19 protein-coding genes and 1 tRNA gene are annotated in these 19040 nt (G+C 71.8%); 14 read left to right on the top strand and 6 right to left on the bottom strand.

Features of this window, described 5'->3' with window-relative positions; genetic code table 11:
• The first annotated feature begins 158 nt into the window (after positions 1–158).
• Both H5V45_RS07855 and H5V45_RS07850 read left to right on the top strand, forming a co-directional pair.
• Positions 159–1352 carry an LCP family protein gene (locus H5V45_RS07855; protein ID WP_343061473.1) on the top strand — a complete coding sequence of 398 codons (1194 nt, stop codon included), beginning with the start codon at positions 159–161 and terminating at the stop codon, positions 1350–1352.
• Positions 1349–1594 (top strand): hypothetical protein, encoded by a 246-nt coding sequence (locus H5V45_RS07850; protein WP_246415877.1) that lies wholly within the window; start codon positions 1349–1351, stop codon positions 1592–1594. Before H5V45_RS07855 ends, H5V45_RS07850 begins: the two co-directional genes overlap by 4 nt.
• A gap of 6 nt (positions 1595–1600) precedes the next feature.
• On the opposite strand, the gene H5V45_RS07845 is transcribed toward H5V45_RS07850, so the two are convergent.
• The 3 genes from H5V45_RS07845 to H5V45_RS07835 form a co-directional block, all read right to left on the bottom strand.
• Positions 1601–1972 carry an MscL family protein gene (locus tag H5V45_RS07845; RefSeq protein WP_185252414.1) on the bottom strand — a complete coding sequence of 124 codons (372 nt, stop codon included), beginning with the start codon at positions 1970–1972 and terminating at the stop codon, positions 1601–1603.
• Between the two features lie 39 nt (positions 1973–2011).
• A complete protein-coding gene (locus H5V45_RS07840; RefSeq protein ID WP_185252413.1) occupies positions 2012–2653 on the bottom strand; it encodes an SAF domain-containing protein in 642 nt (213 codons plus the stop codon).
• A 100-nt stretch (positions 2654–2753) separates the two neighbouring features.
• Positions 2754–3089: an FmdB family zinc ribbon protein gene (locus H5V45_RS07835; RefSeq protein WP_185252412.1), complete on the bottom strand. Its 336-nt coding sequence runs from the start codon at positions 3087–3089 to the stop codon at positions 2754–2756.
• 95 nt (positions 3090–3184) lie between these two features.
• Here H5V45_RS07835 and H5V45_RS07830 point away from each other — a divergent pair, with 95 nt between their 5' ends.
• Positions 3185–5821, top strand: coding sequence for a penicillin acylase family protein (locus H5V45_RS07830; protein WP_185252411.1), 2637 nt, complete (start codon positions 3185–3187; stop codon positions 5819–5821).
• Here the strand turns inward: H5V45_RS07830 and H5V45_RS07825 are convergent.
• On the bottom strand, positions 5805–6425 hold the full coding sequence (locus H5V45_RS07825) for a 5-formyltetrahydrofolate cyclo-ligase (RefSeq protein ID WP_343061471.1): 621 nt from the start codon (positions 6423–6425) through the stop codon (positions 5805–5807). The two genes, H5V45_RS07830 and H5V45_RS07825, sit on opposite strands and share 17 nt — an antisense overlap.
• Positions 6426–6448: 23 nt before the next feature.
• Between H5V45_RS07825 and H5V45_RS07820 the strand changes: the two genes are divergently transcribed.
• The 8 genes from H5V45_RS07820 to H5V45_RS07785 all read left to right on the top strand — a co-directional run bounded on the left by H5V45_RS07820 (position 6449) and on the right by H5V45_RS07785 (position 12450).
• Complete coding sequence (locus H5V45_RS07820; RefSeq protein ID WP_185252410.1) at positions 6449–7837, top strand: UTP--glucose-1-phosphate uridylyltransferase; 1389 nt, start codon at positions 6449–6451, stop codon at positions 7835–7837.
• Complete coding sequence (gene glp / locus H5V45_RS07815; protein ID WP_185252409.1) at positions 7830–9059, top strand: molybdotransferase-like divisome protein Glp; 1230 nt, start codon at positions 7830–7832, stop codon at positions 9057–9059. The genes H5V45_RS07820 and glp overlap by 8 nt, the downstream gene beginning before the upstream one ends.
• 17 nt (positions 9060–9076) lie before the next feature.
• Complete coding sequence (moaC, locus tag H5V45_RS07810; protein WP_185252408.1) at positions 9077–9562, top strand: cyclic pyranopterin monophosphate synthase MoaC; 486 nt, start codon at positions 9077–9079, stop codon at positions 9560–9562.
• Complete coding sequence (locus H5V45_RS07805; protein ID WP_185252407.1) at positions 9559–10035, top strand: molybdenum cofactor synthesis domain-containing protein; 477 nt, start codon at positions 9559–9561, stop codon at positions 10033–10035. Before moaC ends, H5V45_RS07805 begins: the two co-directional genes overlap by 4 nt.
• On the top strand, positions 10032–10616 hold the full coding sequence (locus tag H5V45_RS07800) for a GNAT family N-acetyltransferase (RefSeq protein WP_185252406.1): 585 nt from the start codon (positions 10032–10034) through the stop codon (positions 10614–10616). The genes H5V45_RS07805 and H5V45_RS07800 overlap by 4 nt, the downstream gene beginning before the upstream one ends.
• A gap of 170 nt (positions 10617–10786) precedes the next feature.
• Positions 10787–11683: a divisome protein SepX/GlpR gene (gene sepX / locus H5V45_RS07795; RefSeq protein WP_185252405.1), complete on the top strand. Its 897-nt coding sequence runs from the start codon at positions 10787–10789 to the stop codon at positions 11681–11683.
• 130 nt (positions 11684–11813) lie between these two features.
• Entirely contained in the window at positions 11814–12287 is a 474-nt protein-coding gene (locus H5V45_RS07790; protein ID WP_185252404.1) for an SRPBCC family protein, read from the top strand.
• Between the two features lie 87 nt (positions 12288–12374).
• A tRNA-Ala gene (locus tag H5V45_RS07785) sits at positions 12375–12450 on the top strand.
• Between the two features lie 77 nt (positions 12451–12527).
• Here the strand turns inward: H5V45_RS07785 and H5V45_RS07780 are convergent.
• Positions 12528–13826: an alpha-amylase family glycosyl hydrolase gene (locus tag H5V45_RS07780; protein WP_221633950.1), complete on the bottom strand. Its 1299-nt coding sequence runs from the start codon at positions 13824–13826 to the stop codon at positions 12528–12530.
• 69 nt (positions 13827–13895) lie between these two features.
• On the bottom strand, positions 13896–14915 hold the full coding sequence (locus tag H5V45_RS07775; protein WP_185252403.1) for a LacI family DNA-binding transcriptional regulator: 1020 nt from the start codon (positions 14913–14915) through the stop codon (positions 13896–13898).
• A gap of 162 nt (positions 14916–15077) precedes the next feature.
• Here H5V45_RS07775 and H5V45_RS07770 point away from each other — a divergent pair, with 162 nt between their 5' ends.
• The 3 genes from H5V45_RS07770 to H5V45_RS07760 all read left to right on the top strand — a co-directional run bounded on the left by H5V45_RS07770 (position 15078) and on the right by H5V45_RS07760 (position 19026).
• Positions 15078–16358 (top strand): sugar ABC transporter substrate-binding protein, encoded by a 1281-nt coding sequence (locus H5V45_RS07770; RefSeq protein ID WP_185252402.1) that lies wholly within the window; start codon positions 15078–15080, stop codon positions 16356–16358.
• Between the two features lie 111 nt (positions 16359–16469).
• Positions 16470–18062, top strand: a complete 1593-nt coding sequence (locus H5V45_RS07765; protein ID WP_185252401.1) for an ABC transporter permease subunit — start codon at positions 16470–16472, stop codon at positions 18060–18062.
• A 1-nt stretch (position 18063) separates the two neighbouring features.
• A complete protein-coding gene (locus tag H5V45_RS07760) occupies positions 18064–19026 on the top strand; it encodes a sugar ABC transporter permease (protein WP_185252400.1) in 963 nt (320 codons plus the stop codon).
• Positions 19027–19040 lie beyond the last annotated feature (14 nt).

Raw genomic sequence — 19040 nt, 5'->3', positions numbered from 1 at the left:
ACGGGACCGAGGGTTTGTGCAGAACGGCAGGTCAGCGCGACAATTTGGGGATCTCGCGTAGGTTCGCCTGCGCGGAGCTCTTCGTCCCGGGCGTCGAGCCAGCCGTCGATCCAGCCCCCGCAGTTCCCGAACCTGTCGTCCCTCCGAGGTGCATGTCCGTGTCCGACGCCGAGCAGCCCAGTGCCCAGGCGGGGTCCGGTGCGCCCAAGCGCAAGGGGCGGGTGCGCAAGCGGCACACGGTCGGCAAGATCGTGCTGGCGACGGTCCTCGTCCTCGGCCTGGTGACCGGTTTGTCGGTGGTCTTCCTCTACCGGCACCTCAACGGCAACCTGAACGTCGTCGACCTGAGCGGCCAGATCGGCACCGACCGGCCGGACAAGCCGAAGGTGACCGGCCCCCAGGAGCCGCTCAACATCCTGGTGATGGGCTCGGACAGCCGGGACTGCAACGGGTGCAACATCGACAACCTGACCGGCGGCGGCGCGCGGTCGGACACGACGATCCTGATCCACCTGTCGGCCGACCGGACCCGCGCCTACGGCATCAGCATCCCGCGCGACTCGGCCGTCGACCGGCCCACCTGCACCGACGAGAACGGCGACGACATCGCCGGCGGCACCCACGTGCTGTGGAACGAGGCCTACTCCGTCGGCGGGCCCGCCTGCACGATCCACCAGTTCGAGAAGCTCACCGGCGTCCTCGTGGACCACTACGTCGTCGTGAACTTCGAGGGCTTCCGCGACATGGTCGACGCCATCGGCGGCGTCGAGGTCTGCATCCCCGAGGACATCGTCGACCCGGCCCACGGCATCAACATCCCCGCCGGGACGCGCAAGATCGCGGGCCAGCAGGCCCTCAACTACGTGCGCGAGCGGTACGTCGTCGGCAACGGCTCCGACACCGGCCGGATGAAGCGCCAGCAGGCGTTCATCGCCTCGATGGCGCACCAGGTCGTCGCCGCCGGCACGCTGGCGAACCCGATCAAGATCGTGAAGTTCCTCGAGGCCGCGACCAAGTCCCTGACCCTGGACCCCGCCCTCGGCAGCCTCAAGAAGATCGGCGGCCTGGGCTACGAGTTCCGCAACATCGGGCTGGACAAGATCCAGTTCATCACGATCCCGAACACGGTCGACCCGACCAACCCCAACCACCTCGTGTGGACGCCCCAGGCCAAGGGCGTGTGGCAGAAGATCATCGACGACGAGCCGCTCACCCGGCGCCTCGCGACCGACGTGATCAGCGCCGGCAACCTGCCCGGGTCGAAGAACCCGTCCGGCAACGGGTCGGGCAACGGCTCCGGCTCCAACGAGGCCGACGCGCAGGCGCTGGCCGACGCCGGCCTCTGCTCGTGACCGGCCCCCGCGGGACCGGGGCGGGGAGCCCCGCGGACGGGCCCGCGGACGAGCCCACGGACGGCAAGCCCGCGGAGACCGACTGGCAGCGGCGCAAGCGGCTGGCCGCGGTCTTCGGGGACGTCCTCCCGGACACCACGAGCGACGAGCGCGACCCGGGTGCGGGGCACCGCGCCGACGGCGGCCGCGAGGATCCTGGCGAGACCTGGCTCAAGGCGCAGGTCCCGCCCCACCACGGCTGACGGCAGTCAGACCTGCGGGCGACCGCCCTGCTGGGCGAGCAGGTCGCGGATCTCGGTGAGCATGGCGATGTCGGCGGGCAGGCCCTTCTCCTCCTCGGGGAAGTAGCGCTGCTTCGCGGCGGTGTAGGGCTTCACGATCAGGAAGTAGACGACCGCCGCGAGGATCAGGAACGAGACGATCGCGGTGATCCAGGCGCCGATCAGCAGGCCGGCCGGCTTCCAGATCGAGAAGTCCGGCTCGCCGCCGATCTTGCCGACGATGCCGAGGATGACGTCGACGGTCGCGGTCACGACGCCGGCGAAGGCGCCGGCCATGATGAACGCGACGGCGAGCTCCACGAGGTTGCCGCGGAGGATGAAGTTCTTGAATCCGGTCATGGGGGCTCCTGGGTCCGAGTGGTGGGGGGCCCTTCGAGGCTAGTGCGTGTACGCGAAGGTCAGGAAGTAGCGGACCGACGCGTCCGCCAGCGGCTCCATGTCGCCCGGCGGCACCCCCACCACGACCAGCCGGCCCGGGAGCCCCGCCGCCGTGGTCGTCCCGGCGTCGTCGGCCACCCGTGGCACCGCCACGACGACGGCTCCCGCGGCGACCGTCCGGGCGCCCGAGCCCTGGGGGTCCGAGGCGACCAGGTCGATCCGGTCGCCCGCGCGCAGCAGCCCGGCCATCGCCGCGTCGGGCAGCCGGACCGGCACCGCGGTGAGCCCCGGGTGGCCCGCGGCGAGGCCCGGCCCGACGAGGCGGACGTCGGTCACCGGCTCGCCCGCGCGCAGCGGCCCGGCCAGGGTCCGCCCGACGGGGGCGTCGGCGAGGCCCGACGGGACCGAGCCGGGGGCGAAGGCCGCGGTGGTGAGGTCGGCCTCCGTGACGACCGCCCCCGAGGGCAGGTCGTGCGCCGCGACCACGACCGCGACCCGGGCCGGCGGGGGAGCGGTGGTCGCGTGCAGGCCGGTGCCGACCGCCACCGCGGTCAGCAGCGCGGCGAGCAGCCGGCGGCGGCGCAGCACGGCACGGCGTACGCCTCCGGCGAGGCGGGTCGCACGGTCACGCGGTGAGGGCATCCCCCGACGCTAGGCACTTCCGCGCCGGCGTGGAGCGCTCCTCCACAGGGGTGGTTTCGAGACGGTCGCTGCGCGACCTCCTCAACCACCGATGGGAGGGTCAGTCCTTCGAGGTGCTGGCCGCGGCGGCGGGCTTGCTGTCGGACTTCGCGGACGCCTTGTCCGAGGACGACCCGGACGACGACGAGGAGTCCGAGGACTTCTCCGAGGAGGACGACGAGCCCGAGTCGGAGGCGGCGGGCACGGTCGAGGACGAGCCGGAGCGGCTGTCGGTGCGGTAGAAGCCCGAGCCCTTGAAGACGACGCCCACGGCGTTGAAGACCTTGCGCAGGCGGCCCTGGCACTCGGGGCAGACAGTCAGGGTGTCGTCGGAGAAGCTCTGGACCTGCTCGAAGGCGTGGCCACACTCGGTGCAGGAGTACTGGTAGGTCGGCACGGTCGGATCCTCGATCAGGTGACGGGTGAGCTCCGGCGCGAGGGGTTGGCACTCACCCCGGACGACTGCCAATGGTACGGCACAATGGCAACACCATGACCGACCCGCCCCCGGCCACCCGACCGACCCGATCCCCGGGCGAGCCCGGCCCCCTCCGCCGCTGGTGGAGCGTGTTCGTGGCGCTGCCGAAGCCGCTCCGCGTGACGTCGTACGTCGCCGTCGGGGTCGTGCTGGCGCTGCTCGCCACCCTGGTGGTCGGCGTGGTGCTGGTGCGCCGTCCGCTCCCGCAGACGAGCGGCGAGGTCGCCGTGCCGGGGCTCGAGGGCGACGTCCGCGTGGTGCGCGACGACCACGGCATCCCGCAGCTGTACGGCGACTCGGTCGACGACCTGATGCGGGCGCAGGGCTACGTGCACGCGCAGGAGCGCTTCTTCGAGATGGACGTGCGCCGCCACGCCACCGCGGGCCGGCTGGCCGAGATGTTCGGCAAGGACGCCCTGGAGAGTGACGAGTACGTCCGCACGATGGGCTGGCGCCGGGTCGCCGAGCAGGAGCTCGCGCTGGTCAAGCCGGAGACGCGGGCCGCGCTGGAGGCCTACGCGGACGGGGTCAACGCCTACCTCGACGAGCACTCGCCGAGCGAGATCGCGGTCGAGTACACCGTGCTGAACGCCGGCGGGCTCGACTACCGCCCCGAGCACTGGACGCCGGTCGACTCGCTGGCCTGGCTCAAGGCGATGGCGTGGGACCTGCGCGGCAACATGGACGACGAGATCGGCCGGGTGCTGGCCCTGGCCGGCCACAGCGCCGAGCAGGTGCGCGAGCTCTACCCGGCGTACGACGCCTCCGCGCACGACCCGATCGTCGGCCAGGGCGCGGTCGTCGACGGGGTCTTCGAGCAGGACGCGACCTCGGGTGGCACGCGGAACCCCCAGCGCCCGCCGTACACCGCCGGCGCGCGCCGGGCCCTGGGCGACCTGCAGGCCGGGCTGGCCCGGATGCCCGCGCTGCTCGGGCGCGGCGACGGCGTCGGCTCCAACAGCTGGGTCGTCGACGGCGACCACTCCGCGACCGGTGCGCCGCTGCTCGCCAACGACCCGCACCTGGGCGTCTCGCTGCCGGGTGTCTGGATGCAGATGGGGCTGCACTGCAACGTCGTGTCGGACGACTGCCCGCTCGACGTCGCCGGCTTCACCTTCTCCGGCGTGCCCGGGGTCGTCATCGGCCACAACGCCGACATCGCCTGGGGGTTCACCAACCTCGGGCCCGACGTCACCGACCTCTACCTCGAGAAGGTCGAGGGCGACCGGTGGCGCTACGACGGCCGGCTGCGCCCGCTGCGCGTCCGCACGGAGACGATCAAGGTCGACGGCGGGGACGACGTGACGCTGACGATCCGCTCCACCAAGCACGGGCCGCTGCTGTCCGACGTGTCCGACCAGCTGCGCGCGGTCGGCGAGCAGGCGTCGGTCGACGGCTCCGCACCGCGGGACGACCAGCACTACGCCGTCGCGCTCGAGTGGACGGCGCTGCACCCCGCGCCCACCGCCGACGCGATCCTCGAGCTCGACACGGCGTCGAACTGGGACGAGTTCCGGGCCGCGGCGTCGTCGTTCGCGGTGCCGGCGCAGAACCTCGTCTACGCCGACCGCGACGGCCACATCGGCTACCAGGCGCCGGGCGTGGTGCCGATCCGCAAGTCCGGCAACGACGGGCTCGTCCCGTCCGCCGGCTGGCGCCCGGAGAACGACTGGACCGGCGACCACGTCCCCTTCGACGGGCTGCCGAACGTGCTGGACCCGAAGGAGGGCTTCGTCGTCACCGCCAACCAGGCCGTGATCGGCGACGACTACCCCTACCTGCTCACCACCGACTGGGACCACGGCTACCGCTCGCAGCGGATCCGCGACCTCCTCGAGCAGGAGGGCGAGCTGTCGATGGCGGAGATAGCCGACCTCCAGCTCGACACCCGCAGCCCGCTGGCGCCGCTGCTGACGCCGTACCTCCTCGACGTGGAGCTGCCGCGCGGCTACTACGCCGCGGGCCAGGCGCTGCTGCGCACGTGGGACCTCGACCAGGGCGCGGACAGCGCGCCGGCGGCGTACTTCGACGTCGTGTGGCGCAACGTCCTCGAGAAGACCTTCCACGACGACCTGCCCGAGGACGCCTGGCCCGACGGCGGCCAGCGCTGGGTGGCGGTGATGGAGCAGCTGCTCCGCGAGCCGGCCAACCCGTGGTGGGACGACACCACCACCGAGGACGTCGTCGAGACCCGCGACGACATCCTGGTCGCGGCGATGGTCGACGCGCGCGACGAGCTCACCCGGCTCGAGGCGCTCGACCCCGCCGAGTGGAGCTGGGGCCACCTGCACCAGCTGCACCTGCGCAGCGCGACGCTCGGCGAGTCCGGCATCGGCCCCGTCGAGGCGCTGGTCAACCGCGGCCCCTGGGAGGTCGGCGGCGGCAGCGCCGCGGTCGACGCGACCGGCTGGGACGCCACCGAGGGGTACGACGTCACGACCGCGCCGTCGATGCGGATGGTCGTCTCGCTGGCGGACCTCGACGACTCGCGCTGGATCAACCTGACGGGCGTCTCGGGACACCCGTTCTCGAGCCACTACACCGACCAGACCGACCTGTGGGCGCGCGGCGAGACGCTGCCGTGGGCGTTCAGCAAGGCGGCGGTGGACGCCGCGGCCGAGGACGTCCTGACCCTCACGCCAGGCGGGTGATCCCGGCCGGCGACGCCGCCGCCACCACCGACCGGTCGTGCGGCTCGGCCGGCACGTCGAGGCCGAGCTCGTCGTCGTGGAGCAGGACGCAGGTGAAGGTGCCCACCGGCACCCGCGCCAGCGCGCGGTCGTAGGACCCGCCGCCCCGGCCCATCCGCAGCCCGGTCCGGGACACCGCCAGCCCCGGCACCAGCACGACGTCGGCGGTCGCGACCGCCTCGACGCCGAGGCGCCGGCCGGAGGGCTCCAGCAGGCCCCGTCCCGCGGCCACCAGGCATTCGTCACCGGTGTACTCGCCCCAGTCCAGGTCGCCGTCCGGGAGCAGCACCGGCAGCAGGACGCGGGTCCCGGCCGCCCGCAGCGCGGCGAGCAGGTGCCCCGTCCCGGGCTCCGCGCCGCGGGAGACGTACGCCGCCACGGTGGCCGCGCGGCGTACCTCCTCGGTGGCCAGCAGGTGGCGGGCGATCGCGCGCCCCGCCTCGCCGACCTCGGCCAGCGGGCGGCGGCGGCGGGTGGTCAGCAGGCGGTCCCGCAGCGCCGTCTTCGCGGCGGCCCCGGTGCCGGCCGGGAGGTCCGGTTCTCGGGGTAGGTAGGGATCGGCCACCCATCCAGCCTACGATCGGTGGCATGGGTAGTGCAGGGTTGAACAGGGCGCGCGACAAGATGCTCGACGCCGGTGTGGACGAGGTCGCGATCGAGACCTTCGCCCACTACTACCGGCTGCTGGAGCACGGTGAGACCGGCATGATCCCGGAGTCGTCGATCGAGCCGGTCGACATCCCGTCGCTGGCCGACGTCGAGGTCTCAGACGAGGTCGCCGCCGAGGCGATCCGCAGCACCGCCGTCATCAAGCTCAACGGCGGGCTCGGCACGTCGATGGGCATGGACCGCGCGAAGTCGCTGCTGTGCGTGCGCCGCGGGCTGTCGTTCCTCGACATCATCGCCCGCCAGGTGCTGCACCTGCGCTCGACGTACGACGCCACCCTGCCGCTCATCTTCATGAACTCCTTCCGCACCTCCGGCGACACCATGGAGGCGCTCGCCCGCTACGAGGACCTCCCCGTGGAGGGGCTGCCGCTGGAGTTCCTGCAGAACAAGGAGCCCAAGCTCCTCAAGAAGGACCTCTCGCCCGCCGCCTACCCGAAGGACCCGAGCCTGGAGTGGTGCCCGCCCGGGCACGGCGACCTCTACACCGCGCTGCGCGGGACCGGGCTGCTCGACCGCCTCATCGAGGCCGGCTACGAGCGGGTCTTCGTCTCGAACTCCGACAACCTCGGCGCCGTCCCGGACGCCCGGGTCGCGGGCTGGTTCGCCGCCAGCGGTGCGCCGTTCGCCATCGAGGCCGTGCGCCGCACCGCCTCGGACAAGAAGGGCGGCCACTTCGCGCGCCGTCGCGGCGACGGCCGCCTGGTGCTCCGCGAGACCGCGCAGGTGCTGCCCCAGGACCAGGCCGCGCTGGCCGACCTCGAGACCCACCGCTTCTGCTCGACCAACAACCTGTGGTTCGACCTCGCGGCGATGAAGCACGCGCTCGACGTCCGCCAGGGCGTGCTCGGGCTGCCGCTGATCCGCAACGTCAAGCACCTCGACCCCGGCGACCCCAGCACCCCCGAGGTGATCCAGATCGAGACCGCGATGGGTGCCGCGATCGAGGTCTTCGAGGGCTCGCAGCTGATCGAGGTCGGCCGGGACCGCTTCGTCCCCGTCAAGACCACGAACGACCTGCTGGTGCTGCGCTCGGACGTCTACGACATCAAGAAGGACTTCGTCCTCGACCAGGTCGCGGTGGAGCTGCCGTACGTCGACCTCGACGGCGACTACTACAAGCTGGTCGGCGAGTTCGACAAGCGCTTCCCGCAGGGCGCCCCGTCGATGAAGAAGGCCACCTCGCTCACCGTCGCGGGCGACTGGACCTTCGGCCACGGCGTGCAGGTGGTCGGGGACGTCGCGCTCGAGGCCTCCTCGGCCCAGCGCGTCCAGGCCGACGCCGTGCTGTCCGGACCCTCGGATGGCTGACGGCCTCACGTCGGTCGAGGCGCACCTGGAGCGCATCCTCGCGGCCATCGAGCCGCTGCCGGACTTCCCGCAGCCGCTGATGGAGACGCTCGGTCTCGCCGCGGCCGAGGACGTCCGCTCGCCGATCGCGCTGCCGTCGTTCGACAACTCCGGCATGGACGGGTACGCCGTCTGCCAGAGCGACGTCGCCGCCGCGACGGAGGACGCGCCGGTGCACCTGCCCGTCGTCGGTGAGATCGGGGCGGGGCAGGCCCAGCTGCTGGCGATGTCGCCCGGCACCGCGGTCAAGATCATGACCGGCGCCCCGGTCCCGCAGGGCGCCGACAGCGTCGTCCCCTACGAGTGGACCGACCGCGGCGTCGCCCAGGTGCGGATCTCCCGCGCGCCGGAGGTCGGCCAGCACGTCCGGCTCGCCGGCGAGGACGTCGAGGAGGGGGACCTGCTCGTCGAGCACGGCACGGTCCTCGGCCCGCGCCACCTCGGCCTGCTCGCCTCGATCGGCCGGGCCGCGATCCGCTCCCGGCCGCGGCCGCGCGTCGTGATCCTCTCGACCGGCTCCGAGCTCCGCGAGCCGGGCACCCCGCTGGGCCACGACTCGATCTACGACGGCAACTCGTTCCTCCTGGCCGCGTCCGCGCGCCGGGCGGGGGCGATCGCCTACCGCGTCGGCATCGTGCCCGACGAGCCGCGCGCGTTCCTCGACGCGCTGCACGACCAGCTGGTCCGGGCCGACATCGTCGTCACGAGCGGCGGTGTCTCGCAGGGCGACTTCGACGTCGTCAAGGAGGCGCTGACCCCGGACGGCGTGTGGTTCGGGGGCGTCGCGATGCAGCCCGGCAAGCCGCAGGGCTTCGGCCTCGTCGGCGACGACCGGACGCCGATCTTCACGCTCCCGGGCAACCCCGTGTCGTCGTACGTCTCCTTCGAGACGTTCGTGCTCCCTGCCATCCGCAAGCTGATGGGCAAGGCGCCGTACTCCCGCCCGACCGTGCGCGCCCGCCTCACGCACACCGTGCAGTCGCCGGCCGGGCGCCGCCAGTTCGTGCGCGGCGAGTACGCCCGCGACGGTGGCGGTCCGTACGTCGCGCCCGTCGGCGGGCACGGCTCGCACCTGATCGGTGACCTCGCGTCGTCGAACGCGTTGATCGTGGTGCCCGAGGACGTCACCTCGGTGGCGGCCGGCGAGCACGTCCAGGTGCTGTGCCTCGACGACGAGTTCTGAGATGAAGGAGAGCGTGGATGGCTGAGGGACGACTCACCCACGTCGACGCGTCGGGTGCCGCCCGGATGGTCGACGTGTCGGCCAAGGACGTCACGGCGCGGACGGCGACGGCCTCGGGCCGCGTGCTGGTCTCCTCGGAGGTGATCGAGCTGCTGCGTGGGGCCGGCGTCCCGAAGGGCGACACCCTGGCCGTGGCGCGGCTCGCCGGGATCATGGGGGCCAAGCAGACCCCGTCGCTGATCCCGCTGTGCCACCCGCTGGCGCTCTCGGCGGTCAGCGTCGACCTCGTGGTGACGGACCTGGCCGTGGAGATCCGCGCGATCGTCCGGACCACCGACCGCACCGGCGTCGAGATGGAGGCGCTCACCGCGGTGTCGGTCGCCGCGCTCACGGTCGTCGACATGGTCAAGGCCGTCGACAAGGCCGCGGTGATCACCGACATCCAGGTGGAGACCAAGACCGGCGGGAAGTCCGGTGACTTCGTCCGGGTGAGCCGGCGGTGAGCCTGCGCGCCGAGGTCGTGGTGGCCTCGAACCGTGCGGCCGCCGGCGTGTACGCCGACGAGACCGGTCCGCTGATCGTCGCCTTCCTGCGCGAGCTGGACTTCACCGTCGACGAGCCGGTCGTGGTCCCCGACGGCGAGCCCGTCGGCGCCGCGATCGCCGCCGCGGCGGCCGGGGGAGCGCGGGTCGTGCTGACCACCGGCGGCACCGGCCTGACACCGACCGACCTGACCCCCGAGGTGACCCGGCCGCTGCTGGACCGCGAGGTCCCGGGCATCGCCGAGGCGATCCGCGCGTACGGCGTCGCGAACGGCGTGCCCAGCGCCGTGCTGTCCCGCGGCCTGGCCGGCGTCGTCGGCACCTGCCTGGTCGTGAACCTGCCCGGCTCCCGGGGTGGCGTCAAGGACGGCCTGGCCGTGCTCCGCCCGATCCTCGTGCACGCGGTCGAGCAGGTCGTCGGGAGCGACCATTGAGCGGCTGGCCGGTCTGGCTGTCGTCGGGTGACGTCACGCTGCGCCCGCTGACCTACCGCGACCAGGGCGACTGGCGCGCGGCCCGTCAGCGCAACGCGGCCTGGCTGCGCCCGTGGGACGCGACCGTACCGCCCGGCGCGGACGCCCGCCCCACGTCGTTCCGCTCGCTGGTCTGGCGGCTGAACAAGCAGGCCCGGCGCGGCGAGACCATGCCGTTCGCCGTCGAGGTGGACGGCTCCTTCGCCGGCCAGGTGACGGTCAACAACGTGGTCCGCGGCTCCGCGCAGTTCGCCTCGGTGGGCTACTGGCTGGACCAGCAGTACGCCGGTCGCGGCGTGATGCCCCGCGCGGTCGCCCTCGTCATCGACCACTGTTTCTTCACCGCCGGGCTGCACCGCATCGAGGTCGCCATCCGCCCGGAGAACTCCAACTCGCTGCGCGTCGTCGAGAAGCTCGACCTGCGCGAGGTCGGCTACGCCCCGAAGTTCCTCCACATCGACGGCGCCTGGCGCGACCACCGCATCTATGCCGTCACCGTGGAGGAGTGCCCGACCGGGATGCTCAAGCGGCTCGACGGCTGAGCGGGTCCTGCCGCCGGGCCTCCGCGGGACGTCATACGGACGGTGGAGGGGGTTGCTCCTTGCGTATGACGTCCTGAGCCTCGGGAAATCACACCCGTCACACGAGTCATTTTGCGACACACCTCTTGACATCCGCGTGGACCTCGGTCAGCGAACCTAACCTCTGGAGCGTGGACCTGAGCGCATTCATCTTCGTCGCCCTTGCCGTGGCCTGGGCCGTCTACCTCGTGCCCAAGGCGCTCAAGCACCATGACGACGTGGTGCGGAGCCGCTCCGTCGACCGCTTCTCCCACACGATGCGCGTGCTCGCGCGCCGCGAGCCCGTCAACCGCCGCAACGCCCGCCTCGTCGTGACCCCCGCCCGGGTCTCCTCCGCCCCGGTCGTGACGGCCAAGGCGTCGACCCCGACCGAGCCGGTCGCCCGGGTCGCCGCCCCGGCGCGCGCCACCGCCCCGGCTCCCGTCCGCGACGGCCGCGGTCGCCGCGAGGCCGCCAACCGGGCCGCCCGCAAGCGCCGCAACGTGCTCGCCACGATCCTGCTCGGCATCGTCGCCACCGTGGCGGTCGCCGCCTTCGGCGTCATCGGCTGGGCCTGGACCGCGATCCCCGGCGGCCTCCTGGTCGCCTGGCTCGTCGCCTGCCGCCTGATGGTGCGCCGCGAGCGCTCCGCCTGGCTGCCCGCCCGCCGCTCGCTGCCCGTCGAGTCGGTCGAGTCCGTCGAGGACGACGAGGTCGTGGTCGACGACCTCGCGACCGCCGCAGCGGCCCCGGCCGCCCCGGCCGCGGACGTCGACGCGATGGAGGACACCTCCTCGATGGTCGCGATCCCCGCCACCGCGCTGGACCCCACGCTGTGGGACCCGGTGCCGGTCACGCTCCCGACGTACGTCACCAAGCCCGCCGCCGCGCGCCGCACCGTCCGCACGATCGCGCTCGACGACTCCGGCGTCTGGACCTCGGGCCGCACCGAGGGCGACGCCCAGATCGCCCGCGAGGCGCACGCCGCCGACAAGGCCGCCCGCACCCGCAAGGCCGAGGGCGACGACCACCGCGCTGTCGGGTCCTGACGGGGCTGTCGGTTTCCCCGGATATCCGGGGAAACTCGCACTTCCCGGGTGAAATTTCCCCCGGGAAGTGACAACTTCCCCGGATATCCGGGGATCCCGACACCCCCACCACCCGGCGTAGGGTCACCCCATGACGACCACGCTGCACCTCGAGCAGTCCCGCGCGTTCCCGGCCTCCGTCGAGCAGGCCTTCGACACGGTGCTGCCGGCGCCGCTGCCGGAGATCTTCCACCGTCGGTACGCCGCGCTGCCGGCGATCCGGGAGGTCCGGGACCAGGAGGGCAGCTGGGGCACCGTGGGGCAGACCCGCACGATCGTGCTGGCCGACGGCGGGACCATGCGCGAGACGCTCACCAGCGTCGAGCGGGCCGACCACTTCGGCTACACGATCAGCGACGTCACCGGCCCGATGAAGCTGCTGGTGCGCTCGCTGGAGGGCCGGTGGGCCTTCGCCCCGGCCGGCACCGGTGTCCGGATCACCTGGTCGTGGGACCTCGAGCCCACGTCCGACCTGGCGGACCTGGCGATGCCGCTCTTCGCCCGGCTGTGGAAGGGCTACGCCCGCCAGGCGCTCGAGGAGATCGAGCCCCTGCTGCTGCGCTGACCGGGCTGCCGGCCCGCCTCCGGGAGTCGATTGGGAACGCCCCGGGATCGGGTGCTAACGTTTCGCACCGCGTCCTCGGACGCACCTGGGGCTGTGGCGCAGTTGGTAGCGCGTCTCGTTCGCAATGAGAAGGTCAGGGGTTCGAATCCCCTCAGCTCCACCACCCGAGAAGGGCCCGCAGCCTCCTGGCTGCGGGCCCTTGTCGCGTCCCGGGGCGCGTTGAATGCGCCCCGAGACGTGTCAGCGGCGCAGCACCCGGAACCCCCACGCCGGCAGGTCGGTCGACCAGCCGTCGTCGGGGCGGACGGTCTCGCCGGTGAACAGGTCGGCGTACTCCCCGGCCTGCGGGCCGTCGCCCAGCACCACCGTCGCCGACTCCGGCGACAGGTTGACCAGCGCGAGGACGCTGCGGTCCGCACCATCGGTCCCAGCACCAGCGTCGCCCCCGCTGTCGCGGGTGAACGCGAGCACCCGCTCGGGCTCCGAGGTGGGCACCCGGGTCATCGGGGCGCCCCAGGGGGCGTTCCACAGCGACGGGTGCTCGCGCTTGAGCCCGAGCAGCGTGCCGTAGAGCTGCGCCTGGTGGGGGTCGCCCTCCTCGACCAGGTCCTTGTCGAAGAACGCCAGCCGCTTGCGGTTCCCGAGCTCCTGGCCGGTGTAGATCAGCGGGATGCCCTCGCCGACCACGGACAGCACGATCGCGGCGGGCAGGGCGTCACCGAAGCGGTCGTACTCCGTGCCGTCGGCGTGGTTGTGGTCGTGGTTGGACACGAACGTCATCCGCATCGCGTCCTGCGGCCAGGAGCCCTGGTGCTGGGCGTAGTGGACGACCAGCGCCTCCGGCGCCGCGCTCCCGGAGGCGACGCGGTGCAGGGTCTCGTTCCAGGCCCAGGCGTACGACGCGTCGAAGGCGCCGTCGTGCAGGTCGCGCTCCTCCCACTCGGCGAGCATGAAGACCGGCTTGATCGCGTCCAGCCGGGCCCGGACGGCCCGCCAGAAGTCCATCGGGACGAAGCCGGCGACGTCGCAGCGGAAGCCGTCGACGTCGCACTCGCGGACCCAGTGCTCCATCGCGTCGGCCATGTACTCGTGCACGCCGGGCACGGCGTAGTCGAGGTCGATGATGTCGTCCCAGTCCCACCAGGGCGTGGGCCGGAAGCGGCCGTTGCGGTCGCGCTTGTAGAACTCCGGGTGCTCCTCGACCAGCACGTGGTCCCACGCGGTGTGGTTCGCGACCCAGTCGAGGATCACCTTGAGACCGAGCTCGTGGGCCGCGGCGACGAAGGCGCGCAGGTCCTCGGTGGTGCCGAACTCCGGGTTGACCGCCCGGTGGTCGCTGATGGCGTACGGGCTGCCCAGGGTGCCCTTGCGGTTGACCTCGCCGATCGGGTGGACCGGCATCAGCCAGACGATGCTCGCGCCCAGGTCGCGGATGCGCTCGAGGTGCTCCTGGGCGGCCCGGAAGGTGCCCTCGGGGGTGAGCTGACGCTGGTTGAGCTGGTAGATCGCCGCGGTGCGGGTCCAGTCGGGGTGCTGCACGGGTCGCCTCTCGGTCAGGGGGGAGGGGTGCGGATGGGAGGGAGCGCGGGCAGGGGGAGTGGCGGGGCCTCAGGCGGGCGGGCGCGCGGTCGAGGCCCGCACCACGAGCTCGGGCGGGCAGAACATCTCGCCGGCGTTGGGCTCGCGGCCCTCGATCTGGGCCAGCAGCTCGCCGCACGCCTGGGCGGCGAGGGCCTCGGCGGGCTGGCGGACGGTGGTGAGCGGCGGGTCGACGTACGGCACCATCGGGCTGTCGTCGCTGCCGATGACCGAGACGTCCTGCGGCACGCGCAGGCCCTGCCGTCGTGCCTCGCGGATCGCGCCGAGCGCCATCATGTCGCTGCCGCAGACGATCGCCGTCACGTCCCGCTCGAGGAGACGGCGTGCCGCGAGGGCGCCGCCGTCGACGGTGTACGTCGTGCACGCGACGAGGTCGCCGGGCTGCTCGCCCGGCCGCAGGTCGAGCCGCTCGCTCGTCCAGGTCTCGAAGGCGGCTCGGCGCCGGACCACGGGGGAGTAGAAGTCCTGGCCCAGGGCCAGGCCGATCCGCCGGTGGCCCATCTGCTCGAGGTGGGTCATCGCCACGTCGATGCTGACGACGTCGTCGATGGAGACGAACGGCGCGTCCACGCCCGGCAGGGCGCCGTTGACCATCACGATCGGCATCCCCAGCTCGATGAGGCGCTTGTAGCGCCGGGGGTCGCTGCCGACGAGCGCGTGCACGCCGGAGACGAAGATGATCCCGGAGACCTGGTGGGCCAGCAGGGTCTCGACGTAGGCGTCCTCGTGCACGCCGTCGGGGGTCTGGCTGCACAGGACGGGGGCGATCCCGGCCCGGGCCAGGATGACCTCGATCTCCCGCGCCAGGCGCGGGAAGAAGGGGTTCGTGAGCTCCGGCAGCACCAGGCCGACCAGGCTGGTCGAGCGGCGGCGCAGCTGCGAGGGGCGGTCGTAGCCGAGCACGTCGACCGCGGTGAGAACCTGCGTGCGGATCTGGTGGCTGACACCGGGGCGGTTGTTGAGGACGCGGCTGACCGTGCTCGTGCTGACGCCGGCACGCTCGGCGATGTCGCTGAGTCGGGCCTTCATGGAAGGCATCCTGGTCACCCCTTCCCGGGACGTTGTGAAAATTCTTGCAGAGATTACGCAAGTTCTTGCAGCGGGCTTTCCAAAGTGCAAGGAACGGTCTACGGTATGGCGCGCGTCACATTAACCGTTCAGCGCCACCCCCGCCATTCGTAGGAGCAGCACATGCGCAGACTCGCCCGCACACTCGGACCCGTCGTGATGGTGATGGCCCTGGCCACCGCCTGCGGCGGCGGCGGCGGGTCGGACACCCCGTCCTCGTCCGGCTCGAAGGACGCCAGCTCGTCGGCCGACGCCGGCGGCGGCGACAGCAACGCCGACCTGGTCATCTGGACCGACTCGCTCAAGCTCAAGGGCGTCAAGAAGGTCGCCGACGACTTCGCCGCGGCCAACGGCATCACCGTCGACGTCCAGGCCATCTCGGAGGACCTCCAGGGCGCCTTCGTCACCGCCGACGCGGCCGGCAACGGCCCGGACGTCGTCGTCGGCGCGCACGACTGGATCGGCAACCTGGTCCAGAACGGCGCCATCGACCCGCTGAACCTCTCGCCCGACGAGCTCTCCGGCTACAACCCGAAGGCCGTCCAGGCCACGACGTACGACTCCAAGCTCTACGGCGTGCCGTACGGCGTCGAGTCGCTCGCGCTCTACCGCAACACCGACATCGTCCCGGACGAGCCGAAGACCCTCGACGACGCGATCTCCGAGGGTGAGAAGGCCGTGTCCGCAGGCAAGGCCGAGTCCGCGCTCAACCTGCCCGTCGGTGACCTCGGCGACGCCTACCACATGGAGCCGATCCTGACCTCGATGGGCGGCTACATCTTCAAGTACGACCCGGCCACCGGGTACGACGCCAAGGACGTCGGCATCGGCGGTGCCGGCTCCGTTGCCGCGGCCGACAAGATCTCCGAGCTCGCGAAGCAGAAGGTGCTCCGCACCTCGATCAGCTCCGACAACTCCATCGCGCTGTTCACCAGCGGCAAGGCGGCCTTCCTGGTCTCAGGCCCGTGGGCCCTCGCGGACGTCAAGGACGCCGGCTTCAAGTACGCCATCCAGCCGCTGCCCGGCTTCGCCGGCAAGGACGCCGCCGCGCCGTTCATGGGCGCCCAGGCGTTCATGGTCGCCGCGCACGGTGCCAACAAGGACATCGCGCAGGAGTTCGTCAACAACGGCGTCAACAGCCAGGACGCCATGCAGACGCTCTACGACGAGACCCAGCTGCCCCCGGCCATGACCGCCGTCGCCGACGGTCTGACCGACCCGGACGCGAAGGTCTTCACCGATGCCGCTGCCGACGCCGCGCCGATGCCGGCCCTGCCCGCCATGGCCTCGGTCTGGGAGCCGCTGGGCAAGGCGTACGCCGCCATCGTCGCCGGCAAGGACCCGGCCTCCACCATCAAGGCGGCCGGCGACACCATCCGCAAGGCGATCGCCGACGCGGGCTGACCCCGCTGAGCTCCGGTCGGCCGGTCGAGGGACACCTCGGTCGGCCGACCGGCTCCACCCGCACGCCCTCATCTCCCCCTCAACCGCTCGGATCCGTCGGAGGCAGCAACCATGGTGGACACCCAGGCGCCGCGCTCGCGCCGCTTCACCCAGCCAGGCCGCGACGGCGTGCTGGCCCTGCTCGTCAAGATCGTCTTCCTCGGGATCGTGGTCGGCACCGCGATCGCGATCACCCCGGCCCTCGTCAGCGACGGCTCTTGGTTCTTCCTCGTCTGCGTCTGGCTGATCGTCGCGGTCCTGGTCGCCACCTACGCCACCGGCCGCGCCCTCCCGGGCAAGTACCTCGTGCCCGGCACGCTGCTGCTGGCGCTCTTCGTCGTGCTGCCGATCGGCATCACGATCAAGACGTCGTTCACCAACTACGGCGACGGCACGCGCAACAGCAAGGACGACACGATCGCCCAGATCGTGGGCTCGTCGGTCACACGGTCCGACTCCTCGCCGCAGTACGAGCTGACCGTCGCCACCGAAGGTGACCCGGTCAAGGGCCCCTTCACCTACTTCCTCGTGCCGCAGGACGACCCGGAGAAGGTCTTCACCGGCACCGCCGACGGCCTCGAGGCGACCGACCCCGGCGCCGTGACCCTCGCCAACGGCCGGGTCAGCGCCGCCGACGGCTACACCGTCCTCAACATCAAGCAGATCAGCGCGGCGGCCGACACCCTCGACGAGATCGCGGTCCCGACCGACGACGGCAACTTCATCGTCCGCTCCGGCACCAGCGAGGCCTTCGAGGGCGCCCCGACGCTGAAGTACGACGAGTCCGCGGACACCATCACCGACACCACGAACGACACGGTCTACTCCATCAAGCAGGTCGGCGACCGCGAGCTCTTCGTCGACTCGGCGGGCAAGCGCCTCTCCGACCAGTCCTGGACCGCCAACGTCGGCTTCCGCAACTACCAGAAGATCTTCACCGACAGCCGGATCAGCTCGGACTTCCTGCGGATCTTCGTCTGGACCGTCATCTTCGCGACCGTGTCGGTCGTCTCGACCTTCCTGCTCGGTCTGTTCTTCGCGATGACCCTCAACGACCCGCGGGTCCGCGGGCAGAAGATCTACCGGGCGCTCCTGATCCTCCCGTACGCCATCCCGGGCTTCATCTCGCTGCTGCTCTGGTCGAGCTTCTACAACCAGGACTTCGGCCTCATCAACGACCTGACCGGGCTGAACGTCAACTGGCTCGGCAGCGCGACGATGGCCAAGATCGCCGTGCTGCTCACCAACCTCTGGATGGGCTTCCCCTACATGTTCCTGGTCGCGACCGGGGCCCTGCAGGCGATCCCCGAGGACCTCACCGAGGCCGCCCGGCTCGACGGGGCCGGTGGCTTCGCCGGCTTCCGCCGGATCACCTTCCCGCTGCTCCTCGTCACGGTCGCGCCGCTGCTGGTCGCGACCTTCGCCTTCAACTTCAACAACTTCGGTGCGATCTACCTGCTGACCGGGGGCGGGCCGTTCAGCCCGGACAACCCCACGGCCGGCGGCACCGACATCCTGATCAGCTACACCTACCGGCTCGCGTTCGGTGCCGGTGGTGTGCAGATCGGCTTCGCGGCGGCGGTCTCCACCGTCCTGTTCGTCATCACCGGTGTCGTCGCGGCCCTGCAGTTCCGCGCCACCCGCTCCCTCGAGGACGTGAACTGACATGAGCGACGTACAAGGTCCCCTCCCCACCGGCGTGCAGCAGCTCGAGCCCGAGGACGCCCCGGCCACGAAGACGCGGCGGCGCCGCGGCGGCGACCCGGCCCCGAAGGTGAAGCTCGGCCCGGGCCGCTGGTTCCGCGAGATCGGCTGGCGCCACGTCGTCGGCGTGCTCGCGGTCCTGTGGGCGCTGTTCCCGGTGTCCTACCTGGTGTCCGCGTCCCTCAACCCCCTGGGCAGCGTCGTCACCTCGACGATGATCCCGCGCACGTTCAGCTTCTCGAACTACTCCGAGCTGATCAACACCCAGCCGTTCTTCACCTGGGCCCGCAACAGCCTGGTCGTGTGCGTCAGCGTCGTCGTCATCCAGCTGCTCTTCAGCGCGCTGGCGGCCTACGCGTTCAGCCGGATGCGCTTCACGGGCCGGCGCGGTGGCCTCCTGGCGCTGCTGCTGATCCAGATGTTCCCGCAGTTCCTGGCCCTGGTCGCCCTCTACCTGATGTTCACCCGGATCGGCGAGGCGATCCCGGTCATCGGGCTGGACAGCCTGCCCGGCTACATCCTGATGCTCTGCGGCGGCTCGCTCGGCCAGGTCTGGCTGATCAAGGGCTTCTTCGACACCATCCCGATGTCGCTCGACGAGGCCGCGATGATCGACGGGGCGAGCCACGTGCAGGTCTTCTTCCGGATCATCCTGCCGCTGGTGCGGCCGATCCTCGCCGTCTGCGGGCTGCTGGTGTTCGTCGGCGTGATCGCGGAGTTCCTGATGGCCTCGATCTTCCTGCGCGACTCCTCGAAGAAGACGCTGGCGACCGGTCTCTACGGCCTCATCGACGCGGACCGCTCCAACAACCTCGGCGTGTTCGCGGCCGGCGCGATCATGACCGCCATCCCGGTCGTGCTGCTCTTCCTCTACCTGCAGAAGTTCATCGTCGGTGGCATCACCGCCGGTGGCGTCAAGGGCTGATCGCGTGGGACGCG

Source organism: Nocardioides luti (assembly GCF_014212315.1).
GTDB lineage: Bacteria > Actinomycetota > Actinomycetes > Propionibacteriales > Nocardioidaceae > Nocardioides > Nocardioides luti.
The sequence above is the reverse complement of the archived record's forward strand: the minus strand, read 5'-3'. Positions and strand labels throughout refer to the sequence as shown.

What these genes read in the sequence shown, in the direction of transcription:
- H5V45_RS07845 (WP_185252414.1), bottom strand. Translation starts at nt 1,972, where the DNA reads ATGACCGGATTCAAGAACTTCATCCTCCGCGGCAACCTCGTGGAGCTC.
- H5V45_RS07840 (WP_185252413.1), bottom strand. Translation starts at nt 2,653, where the DNA reads ATGCCCTCACCGCGTGACCGTGCGACCCGCCTCGCCGGAGGCGTACGC.
- H5V45_RS07830 (WP_185252411.1), top strand. Translation starts at nt 3,185, where the DNA reads ATGACCGACCCGCCCCCGGCCACCCGACCGACCCGATCCCCGGGCGAG.
- H5V45_RS07820 (WP_185252410.1), top strand. Translation starts at nt 6,449, where the DNA reads ATGGGTAGTGCAGGGTTGAACAGGGCGCGCGACAAGATGCTCGACGCC.
- glp (WP_185252409.1), top strand. Translation starts at nt 7,830, where the DNA reads ATGGCTGACGGCCTCACGTCGGTCGAGGCGCACCTGGAGCGCATCCTC.
- moaC (WP_185252408.1), top strand. Translation starts at nt 9,077, where the DNA reads ATGGCTGAGGGACGACTCACCCACGTCGACGCGTCGGGTGCCGCCCGG.
- H5V45_RS07790 (WP_185252404.1), top strand. Translation starts at nt 11,814, where the DNA reads ATGACGACCACGCTGCACCTCGAGCAGTCCCGCGCGTTCCCGGCCTCC.
- H5V45_RS07775 (WP_185252403.1), bottom strand. Translation starts at nt 14,915, where the DNA reads ATGAAGGCCCGACTCAGCGACATCGCCGAGCGTGCCGGCGTCAGCACG.
- H5V45_RS07770 (WP_185252402.1), top strand. Translation starts at nt 15,078, where the DNA reads ATGCGCAGACTCGCCCGCACACTCGGACCCGTCGTGATGGTGATGGCC.
- H5V45_RS07765 (WP_185252401.1), top strand. Translation starts at nt 16,470, where the DNA reads ATGGTGGACACCCAGGCGCCGCGCTCGCGCCGCTTCACCCAGCCAGGC.
- H5V45_RS07760 (WP_185252400.1), top strand. Translation starts at nt 18,064, where the DNA reads ATGAGCGACGTACAAGGTCCCCTCCCCACCGGCGTGCAGCAGCTCGAG.